The following is a 23,149-nucleotide window of genomic DNA, read 5'->3' as shown; positions in this document are numbered from 1 at the left end:
ACTACTTATGGAAGTGAATTTTTTAAAAGGTACACGTTTCAGTCCCCAATCCAATGATCAAATCATCATGAGAACCGAAGACTACGAGATTGTTGATTTTGAATCAGAAAAATGGATTGAGCAACTTAAACGCTATGTATCAAGGCATAAAACACAACTCGAACGATTGAAAGAGTTGAAACGATATTATCTTGGCGATAACAATATCAAGTATAGACCCGACAAGACAGATCAATTTGCAGCTGATAATCGAATTGCTAGTGATTTTGCTAAATATATTACGATTTTCGAACAAGGGTATATGCTAGGGAATCCTGTAGAGTACAAAAATGAGGATGCCGTTATTCAACAGAAAATCGAAGAATTTAGCTCAGTCACAAATGAGGAATATCACAACATTGAGTTGATGACAGATTTATCGATTTATGGTCGTGCTTATGAGTTGCTGGCTACTTACAAACAGGAAGAATCCAGTCCAGTTCAAATCAAATTATATAAGCTTGATCCGCAACAAACATTTGTTGTTTATGATGATACTCACGAAAGAAATTCGCTTTTTGGTGTTAATTATTACACAGTCGATTATGGTGATGGCCATAAAAAAGAGGTGTATGTGGTTTACACTTCTGGTGAGATTTATACTTACACTGATGATAATCAAGAAGAGCTAGGAATGCACCTAGTAGATGACGAAGAACATTTCTTCAATGGTGTGCCTATCAACGAATATAGCAATAATAGCGATCGTACAGGAGCATTTGAGAACGTATTAGATGCTATGGATGCTTATGATTTATCACAATCTGAATTGGCTAACTTCCAGCAAGATAGCAATGATGCCATTTTGGTAATTACTGGCAATCCATACACTGGTGCTGAGGAAAAAGATTTTCTGGAAGATGGTCGTATTAATCCAAATGGTCGTTTGGCTATTTCAATTGGTTATAAAAAGGCTAAGGTGCTTATTCTTGATGATAATCCTAACCCAAATGGTGCTAAACCTGATGCCTACTATCTCAAGAAAGAATACGATGCTACGGGTGCCGAAGCTTACAAGAATAGATTGGTCAAAGATATCTTACGTTTTACTTTTACGCCAGATAGCACCGATGAAAGTTTTGCAGGTACACAAACTGGTGAAGCTATGAAGTATAAACTTATGGCATCGGATAATTACAGAGCTAAAAGGGAGAGGCTCTTTAAAAGGGGGCTGATGAGACGACTAAGGCTTGCTGTCAATATTTGGAAGATAAAAGGTAGTGATTCTGTCGCTTACGACGCTATTAATCGTACATCCATTGTCTTTACGCCAAATATTCCGAAAAATAACAATGATTTAGTAACGATTGCTAAAACATTGTATGGAATGGTGAGTGATCAGACTATCTTCGAAATACTAAATCTGGTAACTGGTGTTGATGCAGAAAAAGAGATGCAGCGCTTGAAAGACCAAGAAGGCAAGAAAGAAGAACCTAGCCCTAGACTAGGAGGTTTTAGATATGTCCATGAAACGCCTTGATTACTGGCAAAATCGTATAGTTGATATTTTACGTTATGTAGATCAGACTGATTTTGATTTTTTTGCAGAACTGACTAAATTATATGCTGATGAATCAGCCCAGATTCAAAAAGAGCTTTATGCTTTTTACGGTTTATATGCTAATGAAAATGGATTAGCAGTAGAGCGAGCCATGGAACGTTTGAGAAATGAAGATTTATCTGATTATCAATCGAACGCTCAAAAATACTTTAAACAGGCTGAAAAAGACCCTGAATTATTAGAACGACTTAATGAGCAATACACATCGGCTAAAGCAACGCGTTTAGAGATGTTAAACTTGGAGTTAACGTATCGTATTGGAATACTAAATAGCAAACTACAAAAAAGTTTTGGAAGTTATTTAAAAGGTGTTGCTAAATATGCTTATCGAAAAGCAATGGGAGGTCATGCGGTCGGTATTAATACTCCAGCTATCGAAGAATTAGCAAGAACTCCGATAAATGGTCGTAATTATTCAGAAGATTTGTGGAAGCATACTGATAACTTAGCAAAGGATTTAAAAGAAACTTTGCGCCGAGGTTTCATCCGAGGTGAGAATCCTCGGACGATGGCGCAGGCTATTGCTAGTAAATATAACGTAGCGAAAAGTCGGGCTCAAACGTTAGTGCGAACTGATGGCACAGCAGTCATTGCTAATTCAGTGGCTAGACGTTATCAAGATGCAGGATTGAAATATTATCGCATTATGGTTCATCTAGATGAAAGGACAACTGAAACTTGTCGTGCAATTGCTGAAGAGGACAAGCGTTATGAGTTGTCTGAATTTAAGGCTGGTGTAACAGCTCCACCTTTTCACTATAATTGTCGGTCAGGAATTATCCCTGATGACGATGAATTGGATGCTGCATCGCTTGATTCTGTGGAAGAAAAGTCGTATAATCAAGGCATGAAGGGCAGTGGCGCCATATCTTCCAAAAGGGGAGATATTAAAAAACAACAAGATGAATTTGCTGAACGTTATTATAATCAGTTACGTAACTCGAAAAGAAATTTGGTTGTTTCTAAAATATCAAAACGTAGCGGAGTAAATAAAGAAACAGTCTATACTGCTTTAGAACATATTCTAGATAATCAGTATATGTTATGGGATAGTGAGGAATTTGAATATCGAATGAGAACTTTTTATCCTCATTACGACATGGCATTATCTCTTCAGCGTTTGATGATTGGCGATATTGTTGAGAATGATACAACGATGCTTAAACACGAAGCTTTAGAGCACTATTATATGAATGTTTTTAAAATGGCCTATGACGATGCCCACAAATTAGCTAACCAAAAATATAACTACGAGGAAGGTGATTAACTATGGCTAAAATTGATGCTCAAATGATTTCACTTTATAAAATTAAAGATACTGATAAGGAACGGCAATATTCAGCTATTAGTGGAACCAGCAAAGGAATCGCTACTGTTGATAAAACGACCTCTGTTTATAGTTATGATGGGGATAACCTTGGTAAATTCTCAGATTTTGTAAAAGATACTTTAACTCTAAGCGTCTTAAAAGGAAAAACACTACCTGACAAAATTGTCCACGGCTTTGGTTGATAATTATTTCAAGCACCATTTGGTGCTTTTTTTGTACCTAAATTAGGAGGTAATAATGAATAAACGTATTAAAAAGAAATATGCTCTTGAAAACAAGGTGGCGCAGTTAACTGCTACAAATGTGCTGCTTATGGATGCTGTCAAACGGCACACCAAATTGATTGAAAAGCTTTATCAAACCAACTCACGAAATGTTAAAGCTACTAATGAGCGATTCGACGCTGTAGAGACCTATCAGAAAATCCTTGAAGATGATATTGCTGATCTTAAGAAAAGCAGGAAAAAGAAATTTTTGAAACGTAAATAACTAACCGTATGTGATTCCATACGGTTTTCTTTTTGTCCAAAACGTGCTGACGACATAAAAAGCTGGATGGAATAGTCAGACATGACTTAAAACAAGGAGGACTGTCTTATGGCAGAAGAAACTAACAATACAGAAGTAGTCGAAAATGGAACAGTCGACACTCCAGAGACGACTACTGAAGAAAGCAAGACGTTTACTCAGAAAGAGTTAGATGATATTGTAGAAGCTCGTGTTGCTCGTGCTGTTAAGAAGGCACAAAAATATGCAGAAGAACAAATTCAAAAGGCTCAGTCGGAAGGTGAGCGTCTTGCGAAACTCTCTAAGGATGAGCGTAACAAAGAGGAACAGGCTAAACGTCTATCTGAATTGGAAAAACGTGAGCATGATTTAGCAATGAAAGAGCTAAGAATCGAGGCACGTTCGCTATTATCTGAAGAAGGCTTGCCTGCAGAGTTTTTAGATATCGTCATGGCTGATACTGCAGAATCAGTTAAGGATAATATCTCTAATCTCCGCACAGTGTTTGATGAAGCAGTTGAGAAACGTGTTGATGAACGATTAACGCAGTCTAGAGTTAAGACGGGCTCAACTGCCGGTGCAATGTCTAAACAGGACATTATGGCTATCTCTGATACAAATGAACGTCAGCGTTTGATTGCAGAGAACATGCATTTATTTAAGAAAGGATGATAGAACATGGCAGAAACTAATCTTACAACCATGAATGATTTAGGAGAAATTAAATCAATTGATTTTGTTAATAAATTCTCCACCAACATCAATGAACTTTTACAACTTTTAGGAGTGACACGTCGTGAAGCATTGTCTAGCGACATGAAAATCAAAACGTATAAATGGACTACAACTGTAGATGAATCTTCAGTTGCTGAGGGTGAAACAATTCCGCTTTCAAAAGTTACCTACGCTCCAGATAAGGAATACGAAGTAGCTTGGATTAAGAAACGTCGAGCAGTATCGGCTGAAGCTATCGCTCGCCATGGTGCTTCTATGGCTATTGATCAAGCAGACGCTAAATTGATGCGTGAAATCCAAAATAAAATCAAAACTGATTTCTTTACATTCCTAAAATCTAAACCTACTAAGGTTACAGGAACAGGTTTACAAGGGGCTTTGGCTCAATCGTGGGGGAAATTAGCAACATTCAATGAGTTCGAAGGTTCACCAATCGTCTCTTTTGTTAGCTCACTTGATGTCGCTGATTACCTTGGTAATACTGGTGTAGGTGCTGATGCTTCTAACGCTTTCGGTTTAACGCTTTTGAAAAACTTCCTTGGTATGCAAAATGTCATCGTGATGCCATCTGTTCCAAAAGGAAAAGTATATTCTACTGCAGTAGATAACCTTGTTTTGGCTTATCTCGATGTTAACTCTAGTGATCTTGGTAATCTATTTGCTGATTATACTGATGAAACTGGTTTGATTGCTGCAGGTCGTGATCGTCAATTGAATAATTTGACTTATGAATCAGTATTCTTTGGTGCTAATACACTTTTTGCGGAAGTTCCAACTGGTGTCATCGAAGCAACCATTGAAGCACCAGTAGCTAAAGTATCAGGAGCTTAAACGTCATGGATAAAAGTGGTATTTTAGGTGAAGTTAAACTCTTTAAAGGTATCACTGATAACTTACAGGATGATTTAATTTTACTGATCATTGAAGATAGTATTGATAGGATTTTAGCGGAAGCTAACAGTATGTTTGATAATACAATTACTGAGTTACCTGATTCAGTGACGTTTGTAGTCCGTGATGTAGCCATTAAACGATACAATAAACTGAATTCAGAAGGTGCGACTGCTGATTCAGAAGAAGGTAGGTCTTTTAAGTGGGAAAATTCATACTTGGACGAGTATCGCAATATTCTCGCTAACTTAGGCAGGTCTTATCGAGCGAGAGGAATTGCTAGATTTATGTAAGGAGTACTTATGATTTATAACGAAAGGGTTATTTTGATAAGTGAAAAAGAAGTTGATGATTTCCTTGGAAGTAAAAAAGTCAAAGATAAATCTCAACCAATCCCTTGTATGCGGGGTTCATTGACTAATGCAGAACAAATGGGATTATTTGGTAAATATGATTTGAATGCTTTTAAATTGTACTTGCTAGGAATCCATCGTGATTTTTCATCTATTATTTTTGATGGTCAGGAACGATTTATCAAAGGGAAAACTTATCACAAAAATAGTACGGTTATCTATTTATGAGTATTACTTACAAACTTAAAGGCCTTGGACAGTTCGAGCGAATGGTCAGACAGAAAGGCCGCGAAGCACAGGTAGCCGTTGAGTCTGAACTTAATCGCTCAAGCTTACGTGTCGAACGAAAAGCTAAAATCTATGCACCTTGGGATACAGGTTGGATGTCTAACTCTATATACAGCATGTATCAAGATGTTTTGAAGTATGTTGTAGTTAGTCCTGCTGAATACAGTATCTACGTTGAAAAAGGGACTCGTAAGATGATGGCTCAACCATTCATTCATCCTGCACTACAAGAAGAAGCGCCGATTTTGATGAAACGTTTATCGAAAATGTTTAGGAAGTAGGTGATGGCTATTACTTTTTCGCCGTCAACGTTACATTTAAACTCAATAAAAACAAGGTTGGCTCCTTTAGGGATTCCGACCCATTTTTATTTGCCTGATAGCTCTGTTTTAGAGCCTTTTTTGGTCATTGGTACAAATAGTAGCGATACCACTAAAACAGCTCAAACAGGCCTATTAATTGAAGATACAACAGTATCTATCGATATCTTTTTACCTAATGATAGTCGAACAAATGCTGAAGAAATAAAAAGTAAAGCTATGAGGCTACTTGGCAGAAATAAGCTAACAGCTAATGTATTGATGGATAACAGTATAGGTCGCGAGGTCTATCATATCTCCATTACACTAACTGAGACAATTTTATAAAAAAGGAGAATAATTAATATGGCAGTTACAATTACTACCGGTAAACCAATTGTAGGAAGTAAGATTTTTTACTTTATTCAATCGGTACATGCTAAGGTTGGTGATCCGGCAACTCTACCGGCTTATCGTACAGATGGTACAACAACTCTCGGCGGGGAGTATCTGGATGAGCAAACACAACAAGGGCGTTTGCTTGAAAAGTCAACCGATGAACACACTATTGAGTTAACAACGTATTTTGCTCCAACTGATCCATCGGTTAAAACAATTGAAGATGCATCACGTTCTGGTGATAGTATCAAAATTTGGGAAGTTATCGTTGATGAATCAGTAAAGACAACGAACGAGGAACAATTAGATGTTTATCCCGCTAAGTTTGGATATGCTAAAATTGGTGAAATTGAACGTTCTGCAGGTACAACTGATTTTGTAGAGATGAGTTATGAGGCCAATATTGTTGGCGCTTTGAAAGACGGGCAATTCCCATTGACTGAAAAAGAAGTTGCACTCTTAAACTCAGTTTATGATTATCAAAATCCTGGCGAGACTACGGGAGATTACGATTCAATCATCAAAGAACAAAATTAATATTAATGGGAGTTTAAGCGCAAAGGGTAGTGAATCTTACTGCCCTTTTTATTTTTAATTAAAAACGAGGTTACTAATGGAAATTACAGTTAAGAATGCAGTTGCTGACATCACATTTAATTATGGAATGATGTTTAAAGTTGATAAGGAGATGTCTACAGTCAATCCTCAAACTGGAGAGCGAAATAATGATGGTGTTGGTGCTTTGTTTACCAAAATTATCAATCGTTCTGATGATGGTCTTGTTTCTCTTATTCGTTTGGCTTTACCAAAGTCTGCTAAGAAGGTATCTGAAGAAGATATTGTTTCAGCTATCGGCAGTTATATTGACGAAAAAGTGGATAATGATGGACTTGATGAAGCGGAAGCTTATCGTTCTATTTTTGAAGAAGTCAAAACAGAAATGGTAGATTCTGGTTTTTTCAAAGAGAAGATTTCGACCTATATTCAAAATATGGAAAAGGCGCTACGTTACATGGAAGTTCAGGAAGACAGCGAGGACAAAGCTCTCCAAGTGGCAGCAACAGAAGAAATTATTGGTACGATGAAAAACGCACTATCTTAACGGAGTGTGCTAGTTTAGGTTTTACTGAGTTAGAAACCATCTACAATTGCAACAAATGGGAATTAAATGCCATTTTGGAAGGGCTTCATCACAAAGTGGTAACAGATAGAGAAAATCTATCTGGTTTAGCTCTCGAATTACGATACACCTTAAATGCTAAAAGTGTTAAAGAATCAAAACTCAGTAAGAAAAAACAACACGATAAGATTGTTCAAATCTTTAATCCAAAAACTAATCAAGCTCAAGCTAAATCTGATTTAGTTAAGAAGATAGAACAACTGAATAACCATTTCATGAATAAAAAATAGATAGGAGGTGATGTTATGGCGGTATTTGATGGTTCTATTTATGCTTATATTGGAGCAGATACTAAGGACTATGAAGCTGCGATGAACAGGATTGCGTCGGCTACCCAGAGAGGGTTTCAGAAGGCGCAAAATGCTGCTGTTAATAGTTCGAATGGTATTGTTCGTATGGTCGGTCAAATCATGTCTCAGCTAGCTAATAACGGACAGTCTTTAGGGCAAAGACTTGGCAAAGCTTTTTCAACTGGTGTCAATTTGTCTTTGGGACAACTACAACGGATGGCGTCTAACATCGGTCAACGTTTGCCTGATCCGATAAAGGCTGGCTTACAAAAAATGGCAGGATATGTCCAGCCCGCTTTTAACAAAATTTCTGCGAGTTTGTCTGGTTTTGCAAACAAAACGAAAATGCAGTTATCAAATGCATTTGATATCGGTAAAATACGGTCACTTTTTGCTAAGTTAGCTTCTAGTACTGATGACTTAACTGCTAGAATATCTGTTAAATTGACCGCTCTCGCTGGGAATTTTAGCAAGACCGCTAGTGGTCTACCCGCTCCTTTTGCCTCAGCTTTTAGTAAACTATCTTCACTGACGTTAAATTTTGAAAATAGTATTTCTCGTTTAGGAGCGAGATTATCAAATGCTTTAGGTGGTCAGGTTCTAAATCCTGCCTTGCAATCGTGGTCTGGCTTTTTTAGTAGTCTTATATCTAAAGCTAACAGTACAGCAGATAGGATCAGTAATAGTTTTACTGGAAAGATTGCGAGTTCTGTGACCCGTTTATCAACCAAGATGACTAGTTCCTTGAGTTCTGGCTTTTCAACCCTTGGTTCGAAGGCAACGAGTGCTTTAAATGGTATTAGTAGTAAGTTTGTTAGCGCCAGTTCAGCAGGTCAAAAGTTAGGCAGTACGATTAAAAGTATCATCTCAGCGTTTAGCTTAATGGCTATTGCTAAAAAAGGTATCGATATGGTTAAAAGTGCGCTGGATGGAGCGATTAGCCGTGTTGATACGATGAATCGTTTCCCTAAAACGATGGCTTTATTTGGCTACTCTGCGGAGCAGTCTAAATCAGCTATCGACAAATTATCTGCTGGTATCGAGGGGTTGCCAACACCACTTGACAGCGCCGTCAAGAGTGCTCAACAGTTGTCAATTACTACTGGCAGTCTTGATAAAGGAGTTGATTTAGCCCTTGCTTTTAATAATGCCATGATTGGCTATGGGGCGACAACTGAAGGTGCAGAACAGGCGCTTAGACAGTTCAACCAATCCTTAGGTTCTGGTAAAATCCAAGCCGAAGAATTTAACTCTGTCAGTGAAGCGGCACCAGGTTTGATGTCTAAAATGGCTGAATCATTCGGTTTTGGAGCAGATGGAGTACAAGAACTAAAAAGCGCTCTGTCTAGCGGTGAGATTACAGCTCAAGAATTTGCGGATAAGATGATTGAGCTTAATGATGCTCAGGGTGGTTTTGCCCAAATGGCGCAAACTTCAGCAGGCGGTATTAGGACAGCGTTTGGTAATTTACGTACAGCTGTTGTTAAAGGCGTAGCTGATATGATCAGTAAGTTTGATGAAGCTGCTAAGGCAAATGGTCTTAAAACAATTGCTGAAACACTTCAATCTTTTAAACCTGCTATTAATGGTGCTTTTAACACTGTTAACGCTTTGATTCCCAACTTGGTTGCAGCATTTGCCCGTGTCAAAGAAGCTATTAACGTTGACTTTTCTGGTTTTACCAATGGAGTCAAGGGCGCTTTTGATTTAGTTAATCGAGCGCTTGGCGAATTTGCCAAAACAGGACAGGTTACGCAAGGAACGATTGATCAAATTAAATCTAAGTTAGGTGAAATCGGACCAAAGGCCATTGCAGCATGGGCAATGTTAAATCCTGCAACAGCAATTGCAACCATTCTTCCCTTGCTATCTGGACTTGGTAAGATTGGTATTCTTTTAGGCGGTTTAGGTGCAAAAATTGGCATTTTTGGCACTCTTTTAGGAAGTGCTTTTAGTGGTGCAGGTGGCTTAATCGGTGCTTTAGCAGGTAAGATGACTGGACTAGTTGGCGTTTTTGGCAGCGCTGCAAGTACAGGTATGTCAGTGCTTGGGTCGATGACAACAGTGATGGCTAGTATTGCTAGTGTTGCCATGGCGACTATTGGACCAGCAGCTATACTTGGTTTGGTTGTTGCGGGTCTTGGTTTGATTAATAGTCAATTTGGTTCTCAGATTGATGCAATGCTTAATTTGGTAACCACTAAAGGACCTCAGATTATCCAAAATCTTGTTACAGGAATTGTTTCTCAATTGCCTGCTCTGATGGCTAGCGGTGCAGATTTGATTGCTAAACTGGCGACGACCATAGCAACAATGCTACCTGTGATTATCCAAGCGGGAGTAAGTATCATTAGCGGTCTGTTATCTGGGCTTGGACAACAAGCACCATCTATTATCAGTTCAGCACTACAAATTGTAGTTTCGTTTATCAGTAGTTTACTGACTGCAATACCTCAGTTGCTTGCGATTGGGATGAGCTTTTTAGCTAATGTTGTTGATGGAATTGTTCAAAACATTCCTCAAATAGTTGCTCAGGCGCAAAATATAATCACTAGTTTTACGTCTAGTTTGAGTCAAAACTTGCCGACTATCTTATCAAAAGGTATTGAGATTATTACCAACTTGATAAACGGTATTGTGCAGTTGATTCCTCAGTTATTACCAATTGCAGCACAAGCTATTTCTAGTTTTATTCAAGGTATTGTTTCGGCACTTCCACAGTTGTTGCAAGGGGGGATTCAGATAATTGTATCCTTGGTTCAGGGGATTATCTCGAATTTGTCAACCATTGTTCAGACAGCAGTGTCTATTTTACAATCGTTCGTTAGTGGTTTAATGCAAGCTATACCCCAATTAATAAGTGCAGGTATTCAGCTTATTGCTCAATTAGTGATGGCGCTCATCCAAGGGTTACCTCAAATCATTCAAGCAGGTATTCAGTTGATTACGGGGCTTGGTCAGGCGATGTTGGGTGCGATTCCTAGTGCGCTTTCGGGTGTTTGGGATGGCATAAAGAATGGGTTCCAAGGTGCTTTCGACTTTATAACGGGTAAGAGTAGCGAAACAACCGCTAAGGTTAGTGCTGATACAACATCGGCAGCTGCAACAGTTAACACAACCGTTTCGACTATGGCATCAAGTGTCGGGGTGAATATGGAAACATTAAGTAATAATGTTTCCACTAACATGACGAACGCCAACTTGAATGCCACCACTCAAGCGCAAAGTATGGCAACCAATGTCAATGCATCTGCAGCTAATATGTCTTTGTCTGCCCAAAATCAAACATCAGCTTTAGCGACTGGTGTTGGGGCGAACATGGCCCTTGCTAACACAGCAGCTGTTACGCAGGCACAAGATATGGCAGCTGGGGTTAATACTGCGGCGTCAAACATGAATTTAGATGCTGTCAATCAAGCGCTTAGTTTATCAAGTGGTGTTGGCACTAACATGGCAACTGCGAATTCGACAGCCACCTCTCAAGCAAGTGCTATGAACAGTGGCGTAAGTAGCAATATGTCTACAATGGCTAATAGTGCTAAAGGTTCTATGTCAGGTTTATCTAATAATGTGGCATCGGAAATGAATAAAGCAGCAAGTTCAGCAAACACAAGTGCAAACAAGATGGCATCATCTATCCAGAATGCGTTTAATAAAGCTAAATCAACGGCGCAATCAGCCATGAATGGGTTGAGTAGCGCGGTGCAATCTGGATTTAATAAGATTTCCTCAACTGTTCAATCTCAGACTAACAAGATGAACAGCACAATGACATCAGCGTTCAATCGAATGAAGTCAAATGCTCAATCAGCTATGAACGCCTTGAGTTCTTCTATTAGCTCAGGAATGAATAGAGCCGTTTCTGTAGCGACAAGTGCGGGTAATCGTATTGTTTCTATCTTTAGAAATTTAGTTGGCCAAATGGCGTCAGCCGGTGTCATGGCTGGTTCCGGATTTGCCAATGGATTAGCTAGCTCTGCTGGACGAATTTATGCTATTGCAAATTCAATAGCAAGTAATGTCGCTGCTACCATTAGACGTGCTTTAGACATTCACTCTCCATCTCGTGTAACGACTGCTTTAGGTGGATTCACCGGAGAAGGTTTTTACAATGGTATGGCTAATTGGATGGGGGCTATCAATGACATAGGTAGTGACTATGCCAATGCGGTTACTGATCAGAAATACGGTGTGGAAAGCGAGATTGTAACTTCGGCACATATAAGTAATCAGGGAGTCTCATCCTCAATCGATGCATTATCCGATGAGGTACGAAATACAACAATAAAAGAACCGATATTTGAAGTTCACAATGAACTTGTTGGTGATGAAATTTATACAAGTGTTAAAGAAAAAGAATCTAGAGAACAAACCAAAGATTCTTATTTTGTTTATGTTTAAGGGGGAAACATGGATTTACTAATCGAAAAAGGTTCGGAGATTGTAAAGCTCTCTGAGTTTGGCTTTTATCATATCGCAATAGCTGAATCATCACCCTCTACGGGCTTGTCTAGACGAAATGTTAAAGGACGCAATGGTTTTATTTTTGACGGAGTTACTTTTAATGAAAAAACTATTAGCGTATCAGCACGTATTGCAGTAGAAAACTTGCGAGCTTATTATCAAAAGATTGATGCACTTAGAGGTTTTTTATATGGTGAAACACCATTTTATATCACTAAAATAGTACCAACTAATACAGACTTATATGATTTTGAATTACCTGGCCAAAAAGAAGGTGATTTTTTAGATCAGAAAGTTGTTTTAACCAAATGGCATTATCGTCATAAAGTCGTCGTGGATGGTGATATTAGTTTTTCATTTATGGGAAAAAGTTCTCAAGGTCTTAAATATAATGTTTCGTTTAAATTTACCACGGTTGAATTGCCTTATGGCGAGACGATTCCTAAAACTATTACACTGTCAGGAGGTACAATTCCATATGCAGGGACAGCTAAGTTAAGTCAATTGGAATGGCCTTTTATCGTAGAAATGATCTCCTCAGGTAACCAAGCGGGCTTTTATTTAGAAATCGATGGAAGGCGATTTACCTATACTCAGGTTGGTGATTTGAATTCTGGCGATACATTTAAATTGACAGGAATTGAAACCCGTAAAAATGGTTCGGTTGTCAATAATAAGACTAATTACGCTTATTTTGAATTAACACCAAAAAGAAACGGAACATTGAAATATGAGACTAATTTCAATGGAACGATTAAGTTGTTAAATTTTGTTGAATTATATCAATAGAAAGGAGGGTGTTATTTGTACACGTTTTTAGACCAATTTGATAATGAATATGGTGCCATCGCAACGATTGAGATTACAAACGCTGTTAATGGCGAGAAGTCAATAAAAGGTGATATCTATTCAAATGATGCAGTACTTAATAACTTAGATAAGGGTTGGCGTTTACGGTTCCAAGATGAGTATTTTGTTATTGTATATGCGAAGCCTAAAGATGTTGGCGACAAGATTCAATTATCTTTTGACGCGGTTCATCAGTTCTTTTGGGATTTTTCAAAAAAAGTCGCTAATGAACAGTTGAAGGATGGCTCGCATACTTTCCAAGCTTATCTTGATTTTATCTTTAAAGATACTGGTTATCGCTATAATCTGGAACAAAATGTAAAAGCTTTTGAAAAACAATCTTTTGGATATAAGTCTAAATTAGCTTTATTTAACGATATCATTTCTACCTCCAGCGTAGAGTTTCAAGTAAACGGTAAGGTTGTTAGAATCCTAGAAAAAACTGGGACAGATCTATCGACAGTCGTGCGAAAAAACTTCAATATGAATGAGTTAATCATCGAAAAACATATCGGTGGTTTTATTACTTATCAAAAAGGGTTTGGAAAGTGGCATAATCCTGATGATCACAGTAAAGGTCGTCTTGAAGTTGAATACGAATCACCATTAGCGAAGGAATTCGGTCGGTTGGAAGGTGAGCCAGTTATTGATGAGAGATATACTGATACACAATCTTTGTTGGCTAGAGTTCGTCGCAATGTCGAAGATTCTTATACAATTTCCACCCAAATTGATCTTGAAGATTTAATACGAGCTGGCTATCATTACAAACAGCCTATTGCAGGCGACTACATCATGGCTATTAATGAAACACTAGGTTTTCAAGAAAAGCTACGCATCGTTTCGTTCACTAGCCGGTATGATTCCAAAGGAACTTTAATTTCCCATAAAGTCACTTGTAATGACATCGGTTCAGTCAAAAAACAATCAACGTCTTATACTAAGTTATCTAAATCAGTAAGTGAGTCTAATCAATTAGTGCAAGATGCATTAATTAAAGCTAATAAAGCTATGGTTACTGCAGATGGTAAAAATACTGCTTACTTTGGCACAGAGTTTCCTCTTGACAATCCAAAAGGAAGTTTGACTAAAGGTGATATTTTCTACCGAAAAGTCGGCGATAGAACTTTGATGTATTTTTGGAATGGCAGTGACTGGGAAGATAATCCTGTTTTAAACGATGTCGAATCTTTTAAAAAGGATATCGATTCTCAATTAAAAACAGTCACCGAAACCATGCAACGCAATGACGCTGAACATCAAAAAGGCATTGATGATTTGTTCGAAAAAGCTGGCGTCAATAAGTCGCTAGCTGATGAAGCGAAGCGAGTTGGTGAGCAAGCTAAGTTAGATGCGGCTAATGCTTTATCGAAGGCTTTAGACTACAAAAATGAAGCTATTGCAGAAGCGCAGAGACTAGACACAGTTGAAAGACAAGCAACGGAAACTAAACTGGCAACAACTAAAAGTCAAGCTGTGGCGGAAGCTGATAAATTAGTAAATGATGCAAAGACGACGCTAGAAACACAGATTTCTGGTGCTAACAAAGCTATTTCAGACGCAAAACAAGCGTTAGAAAGTCAAGTTTCTGGAATTTCTACGGAAATCTCTAAAACCAATGACACTATTAAGACTTTAGCCACTAAGGCAGATGTTGATAAGACTAATCAGCGTGTCACACAAGCCGAAAGCTCTATCACCCAGCAAGCTGGTCAAATTACGCAAAAAGCCAACCAAAGCACTGTAGATACTTTGTCAGGGCGTGTGAAAAATGCTGAAACAAGTATCACACAACAAGCTAATCAGATTGCTCTAAAAGCAAACACTACTGATGTTAATGTTTTAACTAACAGGGTTGGTACAGCAGAAGCAACTCTAAACATACACTCTAATCAAATAGCGTTAAAAGCTAGCCAGTCAGATGTTAATAGTGCGAAGTCACGTTTGCAAAATGCTGAATCGAGTTTGACCGTTCAAGCTGGTGAGATAGCACAGCGTGTCAAAACCAGTGACTTTAATCAAGCTAAACAACGACTTGCAACAGCCGAAAGTAAGATTACCCAGTTGGGAGATAAGATTACTACCGAAATCAGCAAAGTTGAGGGAAAAATTCCATCATCGATTGGAGGAAGAAATCTTCTTGCCAAGAAATGGTTTAGGAAAGGTCTTTCGAGTGAACAATTTACGCTAAAGGCTTGGGCTGAACCACTAATATCCTATAAAACCTTGAACACTGTCCTAGAAGAAGGGAAAACCTATACTCTTAGTTTTGACTGGGAAGTTATTGGGAAAAGTACAGTGTCAACGATCTTTCAGTTGACGCTAGGATTTTTGGTATACAGTCATTCACATCAAAAATCTCGTAAGGAACTTAATATTTCTCGGGCAGTTTCTATCGGGGATAAAGGACGGTTTGAATTAACGTTTGTTTGTCCGCCACTTTTTGATGACAGTAACCTTTTAGCTTATACCAATCGCTATGCCGAAGGAAGTAATATTGATTATGATACGGTGAAATTCTCCAACGTTAATCTAGTTGAAGGAACTATTGCATACAAGCAATGGCTACAACCAATTGAGGATATTGAAGAGACATTTAGTTCTGTAAGAACGCTAATTACCCAAACTGCTGAAGGTCAAGAACAGTTATCAACGAAACTGACAGAAACGCAAGGAAAAGTGACTAATGCTGAAACTAGAATCAATCAGTTAGTTAACGACGTATCTAGCAAGGTCTCACAAACTGATTTTGACAGTATTAAAAAGACTGTACAGAGTAATAGTACTGCTATTACGCAAAATAAAAACGCAATTGGACTGAAAGCCGAAAAAACCTATATCGACGGTGTAAAAACGACCGCTAGTAATGCCCTTGCAAAAGCACAATCAAACGCTCAATCCATTAGTCAAACAAAAGCTGATTTGAAGATTACATCTGATGCGGTTGCGACCAAAGTGTCCAAATTGGATTTTGATGTAGCAACTAGACGATTAACTAATGCTGAGACAACTATCAGGACTCAAGCGGGTCAAATCGAACAGAGACTGACAAAAACACAAGTAGAGCAAGCTATTACATCTAAAGGCTATGCAACAAATACCATCGTCCAAAATCTCGTCAAAGAAACGACTGATGGTTTTGAGAGAAAAATCACTGAAACAAAAGGGTTGATTCCTACAGAAATGGGTGGGCGTAATCTTATTTTAAATTATGAAAATAGGATAATTTATGAATATAACTCACCGATAAACGTCATCAGAGAGACCGACATCACAGTGCCAGAGTGGGGAGCTACAAATGCTCATAGACTTGCGCTGACAACAAGTAAGGTGGGGACATTTGGCTATATGGCATCTGGACGTACAGCGCAGTTAGGTCATCAGATGTACCTCGATGGTACTAGATATACCGGATCCATTTATCTTAAAAATAATGGCAGTACTGCTTTCAGAGTTTCTATCAATACGGTATCCTCAAAGACGGTGATGCCTGGTCAATCATTGAGGTTATCGATTACTGATAGGGGTGACTCTAAACGATATGTACAGTTTACTTTTGTCAGTGATGTTGCTAATGCTCCTATTGATTTTACTTATTGGCATCCACAAATTGAAGTCGGTGAGTTGATGAGTTCAGCTTCTCCTGCTCCAGAAGACACGATCACAACTATTAAATTCAATGAAGTCAAAGACACTGTTGACAGCCATAGTCGTACCATAGGGGATATACAAGGCAATATTAGTTCTGTCGTTATGACGGCTAGTGGATTGCTCAGTCGGGTAAATAGTACAGAGACGGGATTAACCACAGTGCAGTCACAACTTGCTGGCTCGTGGGCAGTGCGTAATCTGACCAGTTCTGGAACGGTGCTTAACCAACTAAATTTAAATCGTGATGGTTCTGTAAAGATTGATGGTAAATTAGTGCAAATCACTGGGACGACCTATATCCAAGATGGCGTCATTACGTCTGCTAAAATAGCTAATTTGGATGCGGCTAAGATAACCACCGGGACACTAAATGCAGCCAATGTTAATATCGTTAATCTCAACGCCAATAAGCTTGTTGGGCTGGATGCCAACTTTATCAGATCCAAGATTGAAATGGCAATGATTGATTGGATGAAAGGCAAGACAATCACAGCGCAAAATAACGCTATGAGAATTAATCTTAATGATGCTAATATCACCTTTAACTCAAATGCGACAATTAATTTTAATTCTGCCTACAATGCTTTAGTCAGAAGAAAAGGCACTCACACGGCCTTTGTGCATTTCAATGATGTTTCGGCATCTTCAGATGGTGGCGTAGGTAGTCTGTATGCTTCAATCGGTGTAACCTCTTCTGGTGATGGTATTAACTCTCAGTCATCGGGTCGATTTGCAGGTTTAAGGGCATTTCGTGGCGCAAGAGGTACTGAACATAATGCCACAGTTGACCAGGTCGAAATTTACGGAGATAGAATTGTCTTAAAAGACGATTTTAGCTACAACCGTGGTTTTGAGTTTCGACCAACTACTTTAAAAAATGGGGATTTTATTGATATGAATTACCTTGTTGGCGCTGTGCGTGCTCTTAGTCGATGTTGGATTCACTGGAATAATGTGTCTTGGAATCCAGCAAGTAATGATTTAAGGAATGCTGTCGTTAGAGAATATAACAATTACATGAAAGATTTATAGGAGACAAAAATATGAATGAAAATATCCAATCAAAACTAGCCATCGAAATTGCGAGTAAATCTATTACGATCGCTACTTTAGAGAGTCAGAACGAAGAATTACAGACGCAGCTTAATCAGTACATGACGAAGTCACAAAATGATGATGAGCTGATTAAAGACTTGAAAGCTAAATTGAATGAGCCGGAAGCAGTCAATGAAGTTTTGGAGGAAGACGCATGAGAGCTTGGAATGTTGTAGGAAAGTATCCCGTTTATGATGACAGCGGGAATATAACGCATATCGAAATTACGATTGCGTCAACAACTGGTGGCTATGCGACATACACAGAACGTGTTGTTGGCAATCACATGGATAAAGCAGAAGTTGATCTGGTGGAGCTTTGTCGTGAGGCACATTTTAAGTCTGAATATGCTAATCGTGCTATGGCTGAAAGTGTGCAGAAGATTGACGAAATGGAAACGATTGTCAAAGCTGCCAAGGAATTTATGGCTGAGTCTGCCGAAAAATTTAAAGCCATGCAAACAGCTCAGCTAGAACTTGTTGAGCGATTAAGCAAGGCAGAAACAGAACGTAATGATCGTTTTAAAGCGATTGAAGAGAAGTTTCAAATCTTGAACGGATCTATGATGGAGATGTTGACTGAGATTTACGCTAACACGCAAGAGAGCGAGGTTACAAAAGATGAAAACCTTGAAAACACTGATAATGTCGACGGTAGCGACAATTCTACCGCTAACTCAGAAACAGAAAAGGAGTAAAAAAATGATGGTATTATTAATAGCGATGAATATTGTAGATGAACACTTCGATTTTTCGTTCAGAGATGTTCCACGCATCTTCAAAAAACGTGTAAAAGCTCAACTTGAACTCATGGGGTATCCTGAGCTTGCGGACGATAATGTTATTAATTATGTTCCTAAGGAGGATTAAGATTTGCCAATTGAACAAGCAGAAAGAATTGCGACAAGTCAGGTTGCTTGGGCAGTTCTTTTTATTCTGCTTTTCTTGGTGGTTATTGGGTATTTAATTAGGACATCCGACAAGCGGGAGAAGAAACTGATGGATTTCCACGAGGAAAGCAAGATAGAATCTAAGCAACGTGAAGAACGTTTGATGAATCATTTGGATAAAACGACTGTCGAATTATCCACAATAACAACTACTGTCGGAGACATCCAAAAGGAAATGGTTAGAATGAGTGATCGGATGGATCATATTGAGAAAGGGAATAGAAGATGAATCAAATTACAGAAATTATTATCAGCTCTGCAATGGGAATTTTAACCATTTTAGCAGGCATTGTTGTACAATCAATTAAAAGTTACTTAATCACAAAAGGCGGCGAACGTGCTGTCAAAATTGCGGAAATTGTGGCTATGAATGCCGTTCAGGCTGTTGAACAAGTGTCTGTTGAGACTGGGTATAAAGGCGCTGAGAAGCTTACACAAGCTAAATCTGCTATCGTAGATGAGCTTTTAAAATACAATATCCACATGACAGACGCACAGCTTGATACTTTTATCGAAAGTGCTGTCAAGCAGATGAACGATGCTTGGATAAGATAAAAGGAGTGACTACATGGCTATTAACATTGAAACAGCTATTGCATGGATGTCAGTTCGGGCTGGCAAAGTGACTTACTCAATGGACTATCGAAATGGTCCAAATAGCTATGACTGCTCAAGTTCCGTCTATTACGCTCTTATGTCCGCAGGAGCTATCACCGCAGGGTGGGCTGTAAATACAGAGTATCAGCATGATTGGCTCATCAAGAATGGTTACAAGCTCATTGCAGAAAATCAAGATTGGGACGCTAAGCGTGGTGATGTCTTTATTTGGGGCAAACGTGGGCAGTCAGCGGGAGTAAATTGCTCTGCCTATATGTAATGTATAGGTACTGGGGGTTAAACGGTTGAAAGCCAAACGTAAAGTCGTGGCAGTTTCCGTACCAAAGCCGAGAAATCGGAGAGGTCTAACGACTAGAGGATTGCGTCCTCGTAAGGCTCAAGCGAGCTTGAAAAATCCCCCTCCTCACTGTTTGTAAAAACCTTTGTTATCAGTTTGTGGTATAATTAGAATATCCAAAGGTGCAGAGGTAAAGAAATGAAATCTTGTTTGAATTGTGGCAAAGAATTTGATGGTCACTTTAATAAAAAGCATTGCTCGGAAGAATGTAGAACTGAATGGCGTGAAAGACCTAGACAGTTGGTTTGCTCTATTTGTGGAAGAGAGTACACAGGTAATAGAAAATCTAAAAAGTGTCAAGAGTGTTTATACCCAAAAATCTACAAGGTTTGTCAGCAATGTGGAAAGAAGTATCTGCAAACCAAACAAAATAAAAAGACTCTATTTTGCTCTATACGTTGCATGGCTGATAGTAGAAGTAATTTAGTACATGTAGTCTGTGATGAATGCGGAAAAGAATTTGAACGCAAGCCATCTCAAATAGAGCGTAGTGAACATAATTTTTGCTCAAGAACATGTCACGTTGATTTTCAAAGGCACTCTGGCAATCCAGGTTATTATGTTAAACGAAATCGTCAGAGAGAGCATAGATATGTTATGGAGCAACATTTAGGCAGAAAACTGAAACGATCTGAAATTATCCACCATATCAATGGGAACAAACAAGACAACAGGATTGAAAATCTACAGCTTATGACACAATCTGAACATGCAAAATTACATGACAAAGAGCGTAAACGTGATGAGTTTGGTAGACTGTTATAAACATGGAGAACAAATAGTCTAAACTAACGGGAAGACCGTTAGCAGTTCATAAGAGAACGGGCTGGGTCTAGCGAACCTAGTTGAATATATTGCAGGTGGTCATACTGGTATCTTTGTTGACCCAGATAATATCATCCACTGTAACTATGCTAATAACGGTATTACTGTAAACAACTACAATCAGACAGCAGCAGCTAGTGGCTGGATGTATTGTTATGTTTACCGTTTAGTCAATCAACCCACAACAAGCCCATCAGGTAAAAACATTGATACATTGGTTAAAGAAACCTTGGCAGGCAAATATGGCAATGGAGAGGCACGCAAAGCAGCTCTTGGTAATCAATATGAGGCTGTTATGGCAGTCATCAATGGCAAAGCTACGACAAGCCAAAAGACTGTTGACCAACTTGCCCAGGAAGTAATTGCTGGCAAGCATGGCAATGGAGAAGCCCGTAAAAAATCACTTGGTAGCCAATATGATGCAGTTCAAAAACGAGTAACTGAAATCTTGAAAAACGGTACGTCATCTAATGCGCCTAAAACGGCCTCTAACAACAAAGAAGTAAAACAATCCACTCAAAGCAAAACAAGTCAATCTGAGTCAATTGGACAAGCGACAGCTGCAAAAGAAAACGGTGACCTGTCTTTCAATGGTGCTATCTTAAAAAAAGTGGTGCTGGACAAGATTTTGGTTAATTGTAAAAAGCATGATATTTTACCTAGCTACGCTATTACTGTCCTACACTTTGAGGGGCTTTGGGGTACATCGGCGGTAGGTAAAGCTGATAATAATTGGGGTGGTACGACTTGGACAGGCAAAGGAGAACGCCCAAGTGGTGTTACAGTTACCCAAGGTACAGCTCGCCCAGCTAACGAGGGTGGTCATTATATGCACTATTCAAGTGTAGATGATTTCCTTACAGATTGGTTTTACCTTTTGCGAAAAGATGGCTCTTACAAGGTAGCTGGAGCTAAAACCTTTAGTGACTCAATCAAGGGCATGTTTAAGGTTGGCGGTGCTACCTATGACTATGCTGCTAGCGGATTTGACAGCTACATTGTCGGAGTTTCCAGTCGGCTCAAAGCAATTGAGGCTGAAAATGGCTCACTTGATAAGTTTGACAAGCAGACCGTCACAGATGTCGGTCAGTCTGATAAGATTGAAGTAACCATTGAGGGAGTAGAGATTGCGATCAATGGTGTTGCCTACACCTTGACTAAAAAAACAATTTAAAAAGGAGAAAACTCCTTCGCTGAGAACTGCATCCCTAAAGTTAGACAGAAAATCTAACTTTAGGGGTGTTTTTTTGTTTTTGATATATTTTTTATTGAAATGTATAATATAAAACATTATAATATATTTAATTTAAAAAAATATATTAAAGGAGATAGAAGATGGCTGTTCAAGGTATAGATAAACTTCCTGTAAAATTGACAGAAAAAGAGGCTGTAATGCTCTACAAGAGGTTAGCAGAAGTTAATAAAGTTCTCGGTAAATTAGATGCAGTTCTGTCATCTTCGATTATCAATACATCTATTTTAAGTTTGTTATCCTACAATGAATCAGTTCAGTCAACAAGAATTGAAGGAACGCAGGTAACTTTCCATGAAATTATGGAGATAACTAGAAGTGGCGCTAAAAATTGGCAACAAAGAGAAGTTTTCAATTACAAAGAAGCTATTGATGAAGGCTTTAAAGCTATTCGTGAAGGTGATGCTATAAGTACACGCCTATTGAAAAAATTACATAAAACCTTGATGTCAGACGAAGCTAGAGGTACAACTGCAAACGGAGGAGAGTTTAGAAAAATCCAAAACTTTATAGGTCCAGATAATAAAATTGAACATGCTTCGTATATACCAATAGGGGCTAATGAAATTGCTGAGTATATGACTAATTTAGAGTTTTTTGCCAATGGCGAAACCCATTCAAGTTTGACGCAGGGCTTGGAAATTGACTCTGAGTATGTTAATTATGACAGTGATGCTTTGTTGCGAATAGCAGTAGTTCATGCACAATTTGAATCTATTCATCCATTTTTAGATGGTAACGGTAGATTAGGTCGTATTTTGATTGCCTTGATGGCAGTAAAAGAAAATCTTCTCGATTATCCTGTATTTTTTGTTAGCGAGGAGTTAGAGAAAGAAAGAATCAGATACTATAATGCCTTAAATGCTGTTAGAGGAGAAGAACCAGATTGGATTCCGTGGTTAACCTTATTTCTAAATGCTAGTGAACAGATGGCAAGGAACATTCTAAAAAAAATAAATAATGCAGATAATCATGCAAAAACAGGATTACAAAAATGCCATTCTCAAGCCCAAAAGGATGTTTGGTTAAGTACCTTTAGTCTTCCTGTTGCAACACCTAAGCAACTGGCTGATTTAACTGGATATCATCCTGCAACAGTAAAGAAATCGCTCGACAAGCTTGTTGAAAACGGGTTATTAGATAGGGATAACACCGTTAAAAGAAATATTCCTTACTATAACTATGAGTTACTTAGGGTTATTTCTAACTTTTAGTACTTTCGTACTCTCGCTGATGC

The 23,149-nt window shown here is 38.5% G+C and carries 23 protein-coding genes and 2 pseudogenes; all 25 read left to right on the top strand.

Annotated features, from left to right (window positions below; translation table 11 throughout):
- Positions 1–7 precede the first annotated feature (7 nt).
- The 25 genes and pseudogenes from A3IA_RS0101145 (at position 8) to A3IA_RS0101020 (ending at position 23,126) form a co-directional block, all read left to right on the top strand.
- Positions 8–1,519, top strand: a complete 1,512-nt coding sequence (locus tag A3IA_RS0101145) for a phage portal protein (protein ID WP_018379510.1) — start codon at positions 8–10, stop codon at positions 1,517–1,519.
- Positions 1,500–2,867 (top strand): phage head morphogenesis protein, encoded by a 1,368-nt coding sequence (locus A3IA_RS11575; protein ID WP_018379509.1) that lies wholly within the window; start codon positions 1,500–1,502, stop codon positions 2,865–2,867. The genes A3IA_RS0101145 and A3IA_RS11575 overlap by 20 nt, the downstream gene beginning before the upstream one ends.
- 2 nt (positions 2,868–2,869) lie before the next feature.
- Positions 2,870–3,112 (top strand): hypothetical protein, encoded by a 243-nt coding sequence (locus A3IA_RS0101135; RefSeq protein WP_018379508.1) that lies wholly within the window; start codon positions 2,870–2,872, stop codon positions 3,110–3,112.
- 55 nt (positions 3,113–3,167) lie between these two features.
- Positions 3,168–3,419 carry a hypothetical protein gene (locus A3IA_RS0101130; protein WP_018379507.1) on the top strand — a complete coding sequence of 84 codons (252 nt, stop codon included), beginning with the start codon at positions 3,168–3,170 and terminating at the stop codon, positions 3,417–3,419.
- A 108-nt stretch (positions 3,420–3,527) separates the two neighbouring features.
- The gene (locus tag A3IA_RS13190; RefSeq protein ID WP_018379506.1) at positions 3,528–4,109 is read left to right on the top strand and encodes a DUF4355 domain-containing protein; all 582 of its coding nucleotides are present in this window, start codon (positions 3,528–3,530) and stop codon (positions 4,107–4,109) included.
- Between the two features lie 6 nt (positions 4,110–4,115).
- Positions 4,116–5,003, top strand: a complete 888-nt coding sequence (locus tag A3IA_RS13185) for a phage major capsid protein (protein ID WP_018379505.1) — start codon at positions 4,116–4,118, stop codon at positions 5,001–5,003.
- A 5-nt stretch (positions 5,004–5,008) separates the two neighbouring features.
- Positions 5,009–5,356, top strand: coding sequence for a phage head-tail connector protein (locus A3IA_RS0101115; protein ID WP_018379504.1), 348 nt, complete (start codon positions 5,009–5,011; stop codon positions 5,354–5,356).
- Between the two features lie 9 nt (positions 5,357–5,365).
- Entirely contained in the window at positions 5,366–5,644 is a 279-nt protein-coding gene (locus tag A3IA_RS0101110; RefSeq protein ID WP_018379503.1) for a hypothetical protein, read from the top strand.
- On the top strand, positions 5,641–5,985 hold the full coding sequence (locus A3IA_RS0101105; RefSeq protein ID WP_018379502.1) for an HK97-gp10 family putative phage morphogenesis protein: 345 nt from the start codon (positions 5,641–5,643) through the stop codon (positions 5,983–5,985). Before A3IA_RS0101110 ends, A3IA_RS0101105 begins: the two co-directional genes overlap by 4 nt.
- Before the next feature lie 9 nt (positions 5,986–5,994).
- Positions 5,995–6,351, top strand: a complete 357-nt coding sequence (locus tag A3IA_RS0101100) for a hypothetical protein (protein WP_026217492.1) — start codon at positions 5,995–5,997, stop codon at positions 6,349–6,351.
- Between the two features lie 18 nt (positions 6,352–6,369).
- Positions 6,370–6,939, top strand: coding sequence for a phage major tail protein, TP901-1 family (locus tag A3IA_RS0101095; RefSeq protein WP_018379500.1), 570 nt, complete (start codon positions 6,370–6,372; stop codon positions 6,937–6,939).
- 76 nt (positions 6,940–7,015) lie between these two features.
- Positions 7,016–7,504 carry a tail assembly chaperone gene (locus A3IA_RS0101090; RefSeq protein WP_018379499.1) on the top strand — a complete coding sequence of 163 codons (489 nt, stop codon included), beginning with the start codon at positions 7,016–7,018 and terminating at the stop codon, positions 7,502–7,504.
- 95 nt (positions 7,505–7,599) lie between these two features.
- Positions 7,600–7,812 (top strand): hypothetical protein, encoded by a 213-nt coding sequence (locus tag A3IA_RS0101085; RefSeq protein WP_018379498.1) that lies wholly within the window; start codon positions 7,600–7,602, stop codon positions 7,810–7,812.
- A 15-nt stretch (positions 7,813–7,827) separates the two neighbouring features.
- Positions 7,828–12,273, top strand: a complete 4,446-nt coding sequence (locus A3IA_RS0101080) for a tape measure protein (protein ID WP_018379497.1) — start codon at positions 7,828–7,830, stop codon at positions 12,271–12,273.
- Positions 12,274–12,282: 9 nt separating this feature from the next.
- Positions 12,283–13,125, top strand: a complete 843-nt coding sequence (locus A3IA_RS0101075; RefSeq protein ID WP_018379496.1) for a phage tail domain-containing protein — start codon at positions 12,283–12,285, stop codon at positions 13,123–13,125.
- 15 nt (positions 13,126–13,140) lie between these two features.
- Entirely contained in the window at positions 13,141–17,868 is a 4,728-nt protein-coding gene (locus A3IA_RS12195; RefSeq protein WP_018379495.1) for a gp58-like family protein, read from the top strand.
- Between the two features lie 11 nt (positions 17,869–17,879).
- Complete coding sequence (locus tag A3IA_RS0101065) at positions 17,880–18,089, top strand: hypothetical protein (protein WP_018379494.1); 210 nt, start codon at positions 17,880–17,882, stop codon at positions 18,087–18,089.
- Positions 18,086–18,628, top strand: a complete 543-nt coding sequence (locus A3IA_RS0101060; protein ID WP_018379493.1) for a DUF1366 domain-containing protein — start codon at positions 18,086–18,088, stop codon at positions 18,626–18,628. The genes A3IA_RS0101065 and A3IA_RS0101060 overlap by 4 nt, the downstream gene beginning before the upstream one ends.
- Before the next feature lie 4 nt (positions 18,629–18,632).
- Positions 18,633–18,800, top strand: a complete 168-nt coding sequence (locus A3IA_RS13180; RefSeq protein WP_018379492.1) for a CD1375 family protein — start codon at positions 18,633–18,635, stop codon at positions 18,798–18,800.
- Between the two features lie 3 nt (positions 18,801–18,803).
- The gene (locus tag A3IA_RS0101050; RefSeq protein WP_018379491.1) at positions 18,804–19,109 is read left to right on the top strand and encodes a hypothetical protein; all 306 of its coding nucleotides are present in this window, start codon (positions 18,804–18,806) and stop codon (positions 19,107–19,109) included.
- A complete protein-coding gene (locus A3IA_RS0101045) occupies positions 19,106–19,435 on the top strand; it encodes a phage holin (RefSeq protein ID WP_018379490.1) in 330 nt (109 codons plus the stop codon). Before A3IA_RS0101050 ends, A3IA_RS0101045 begins: the two co-directional genes overlap by 4 nt.
- A gap of 13 nt (positions 19,436–19,448) precedes the next feature.
- Positions 19,449–19,733, top strand: a pseudogene (locus A3IA_RS0101040) (peptidoglycan amidohydrolase family protein); the annotation flags it as partial.
- Between the two features lie 240 nt (positions 19,734–19,973).
- Positions 19,974–20,600, top strand: a complete 627-nt coding sequence (locus A3IA_RS12390; RefSeq protein WP_083902699.1) for an HNH endonuclease signature motif containing protein — start codon at positions 19,974–19,976, stop codon at positions 20,598–20,600.
- Positions 20,601–20,691: 91 nt separating this feature from the next.
- Positions 20,692–21,834 (top strand): annotated as a pseudogene (locus A3IA_RS11560) (peptidoglycan amidohydrolase family protein); the annotation flags it as partial.
- A gap of 161 nt (positions 21,835–21,995) precedes the next feature.
- Positions 21,996–23,126 carry a Fic family protein gene (locus tag A3IA_RS0101020; RefSeq protein ID WP_018379489.1) on the top strand — a complete coding sequence of 377 codons (1,131 nt, stop codon included), beginning with the start codon at positions 21,996–21,998 and terminating at the stop codon, positions 23,124–23,126.
- Positions 23,127–23,149: the final 23 nt, after the last annotated feature.

Origin of the sequence: Streptococcus thoraltensis DSM 12221, from assembly GCF_000380145.1 — a bacterium.
GTDB lineage: Bacteria > Bacillota > Bacilli > Lactobacillales > Streptococcaceae > Streptococcus > Streptococcus thoraltensis.
The sequence above is the reverse complement of the archived record's forward strand: the minus strand, read 5'-3'. Positions and strand labels throughout refer to the sequence as shown.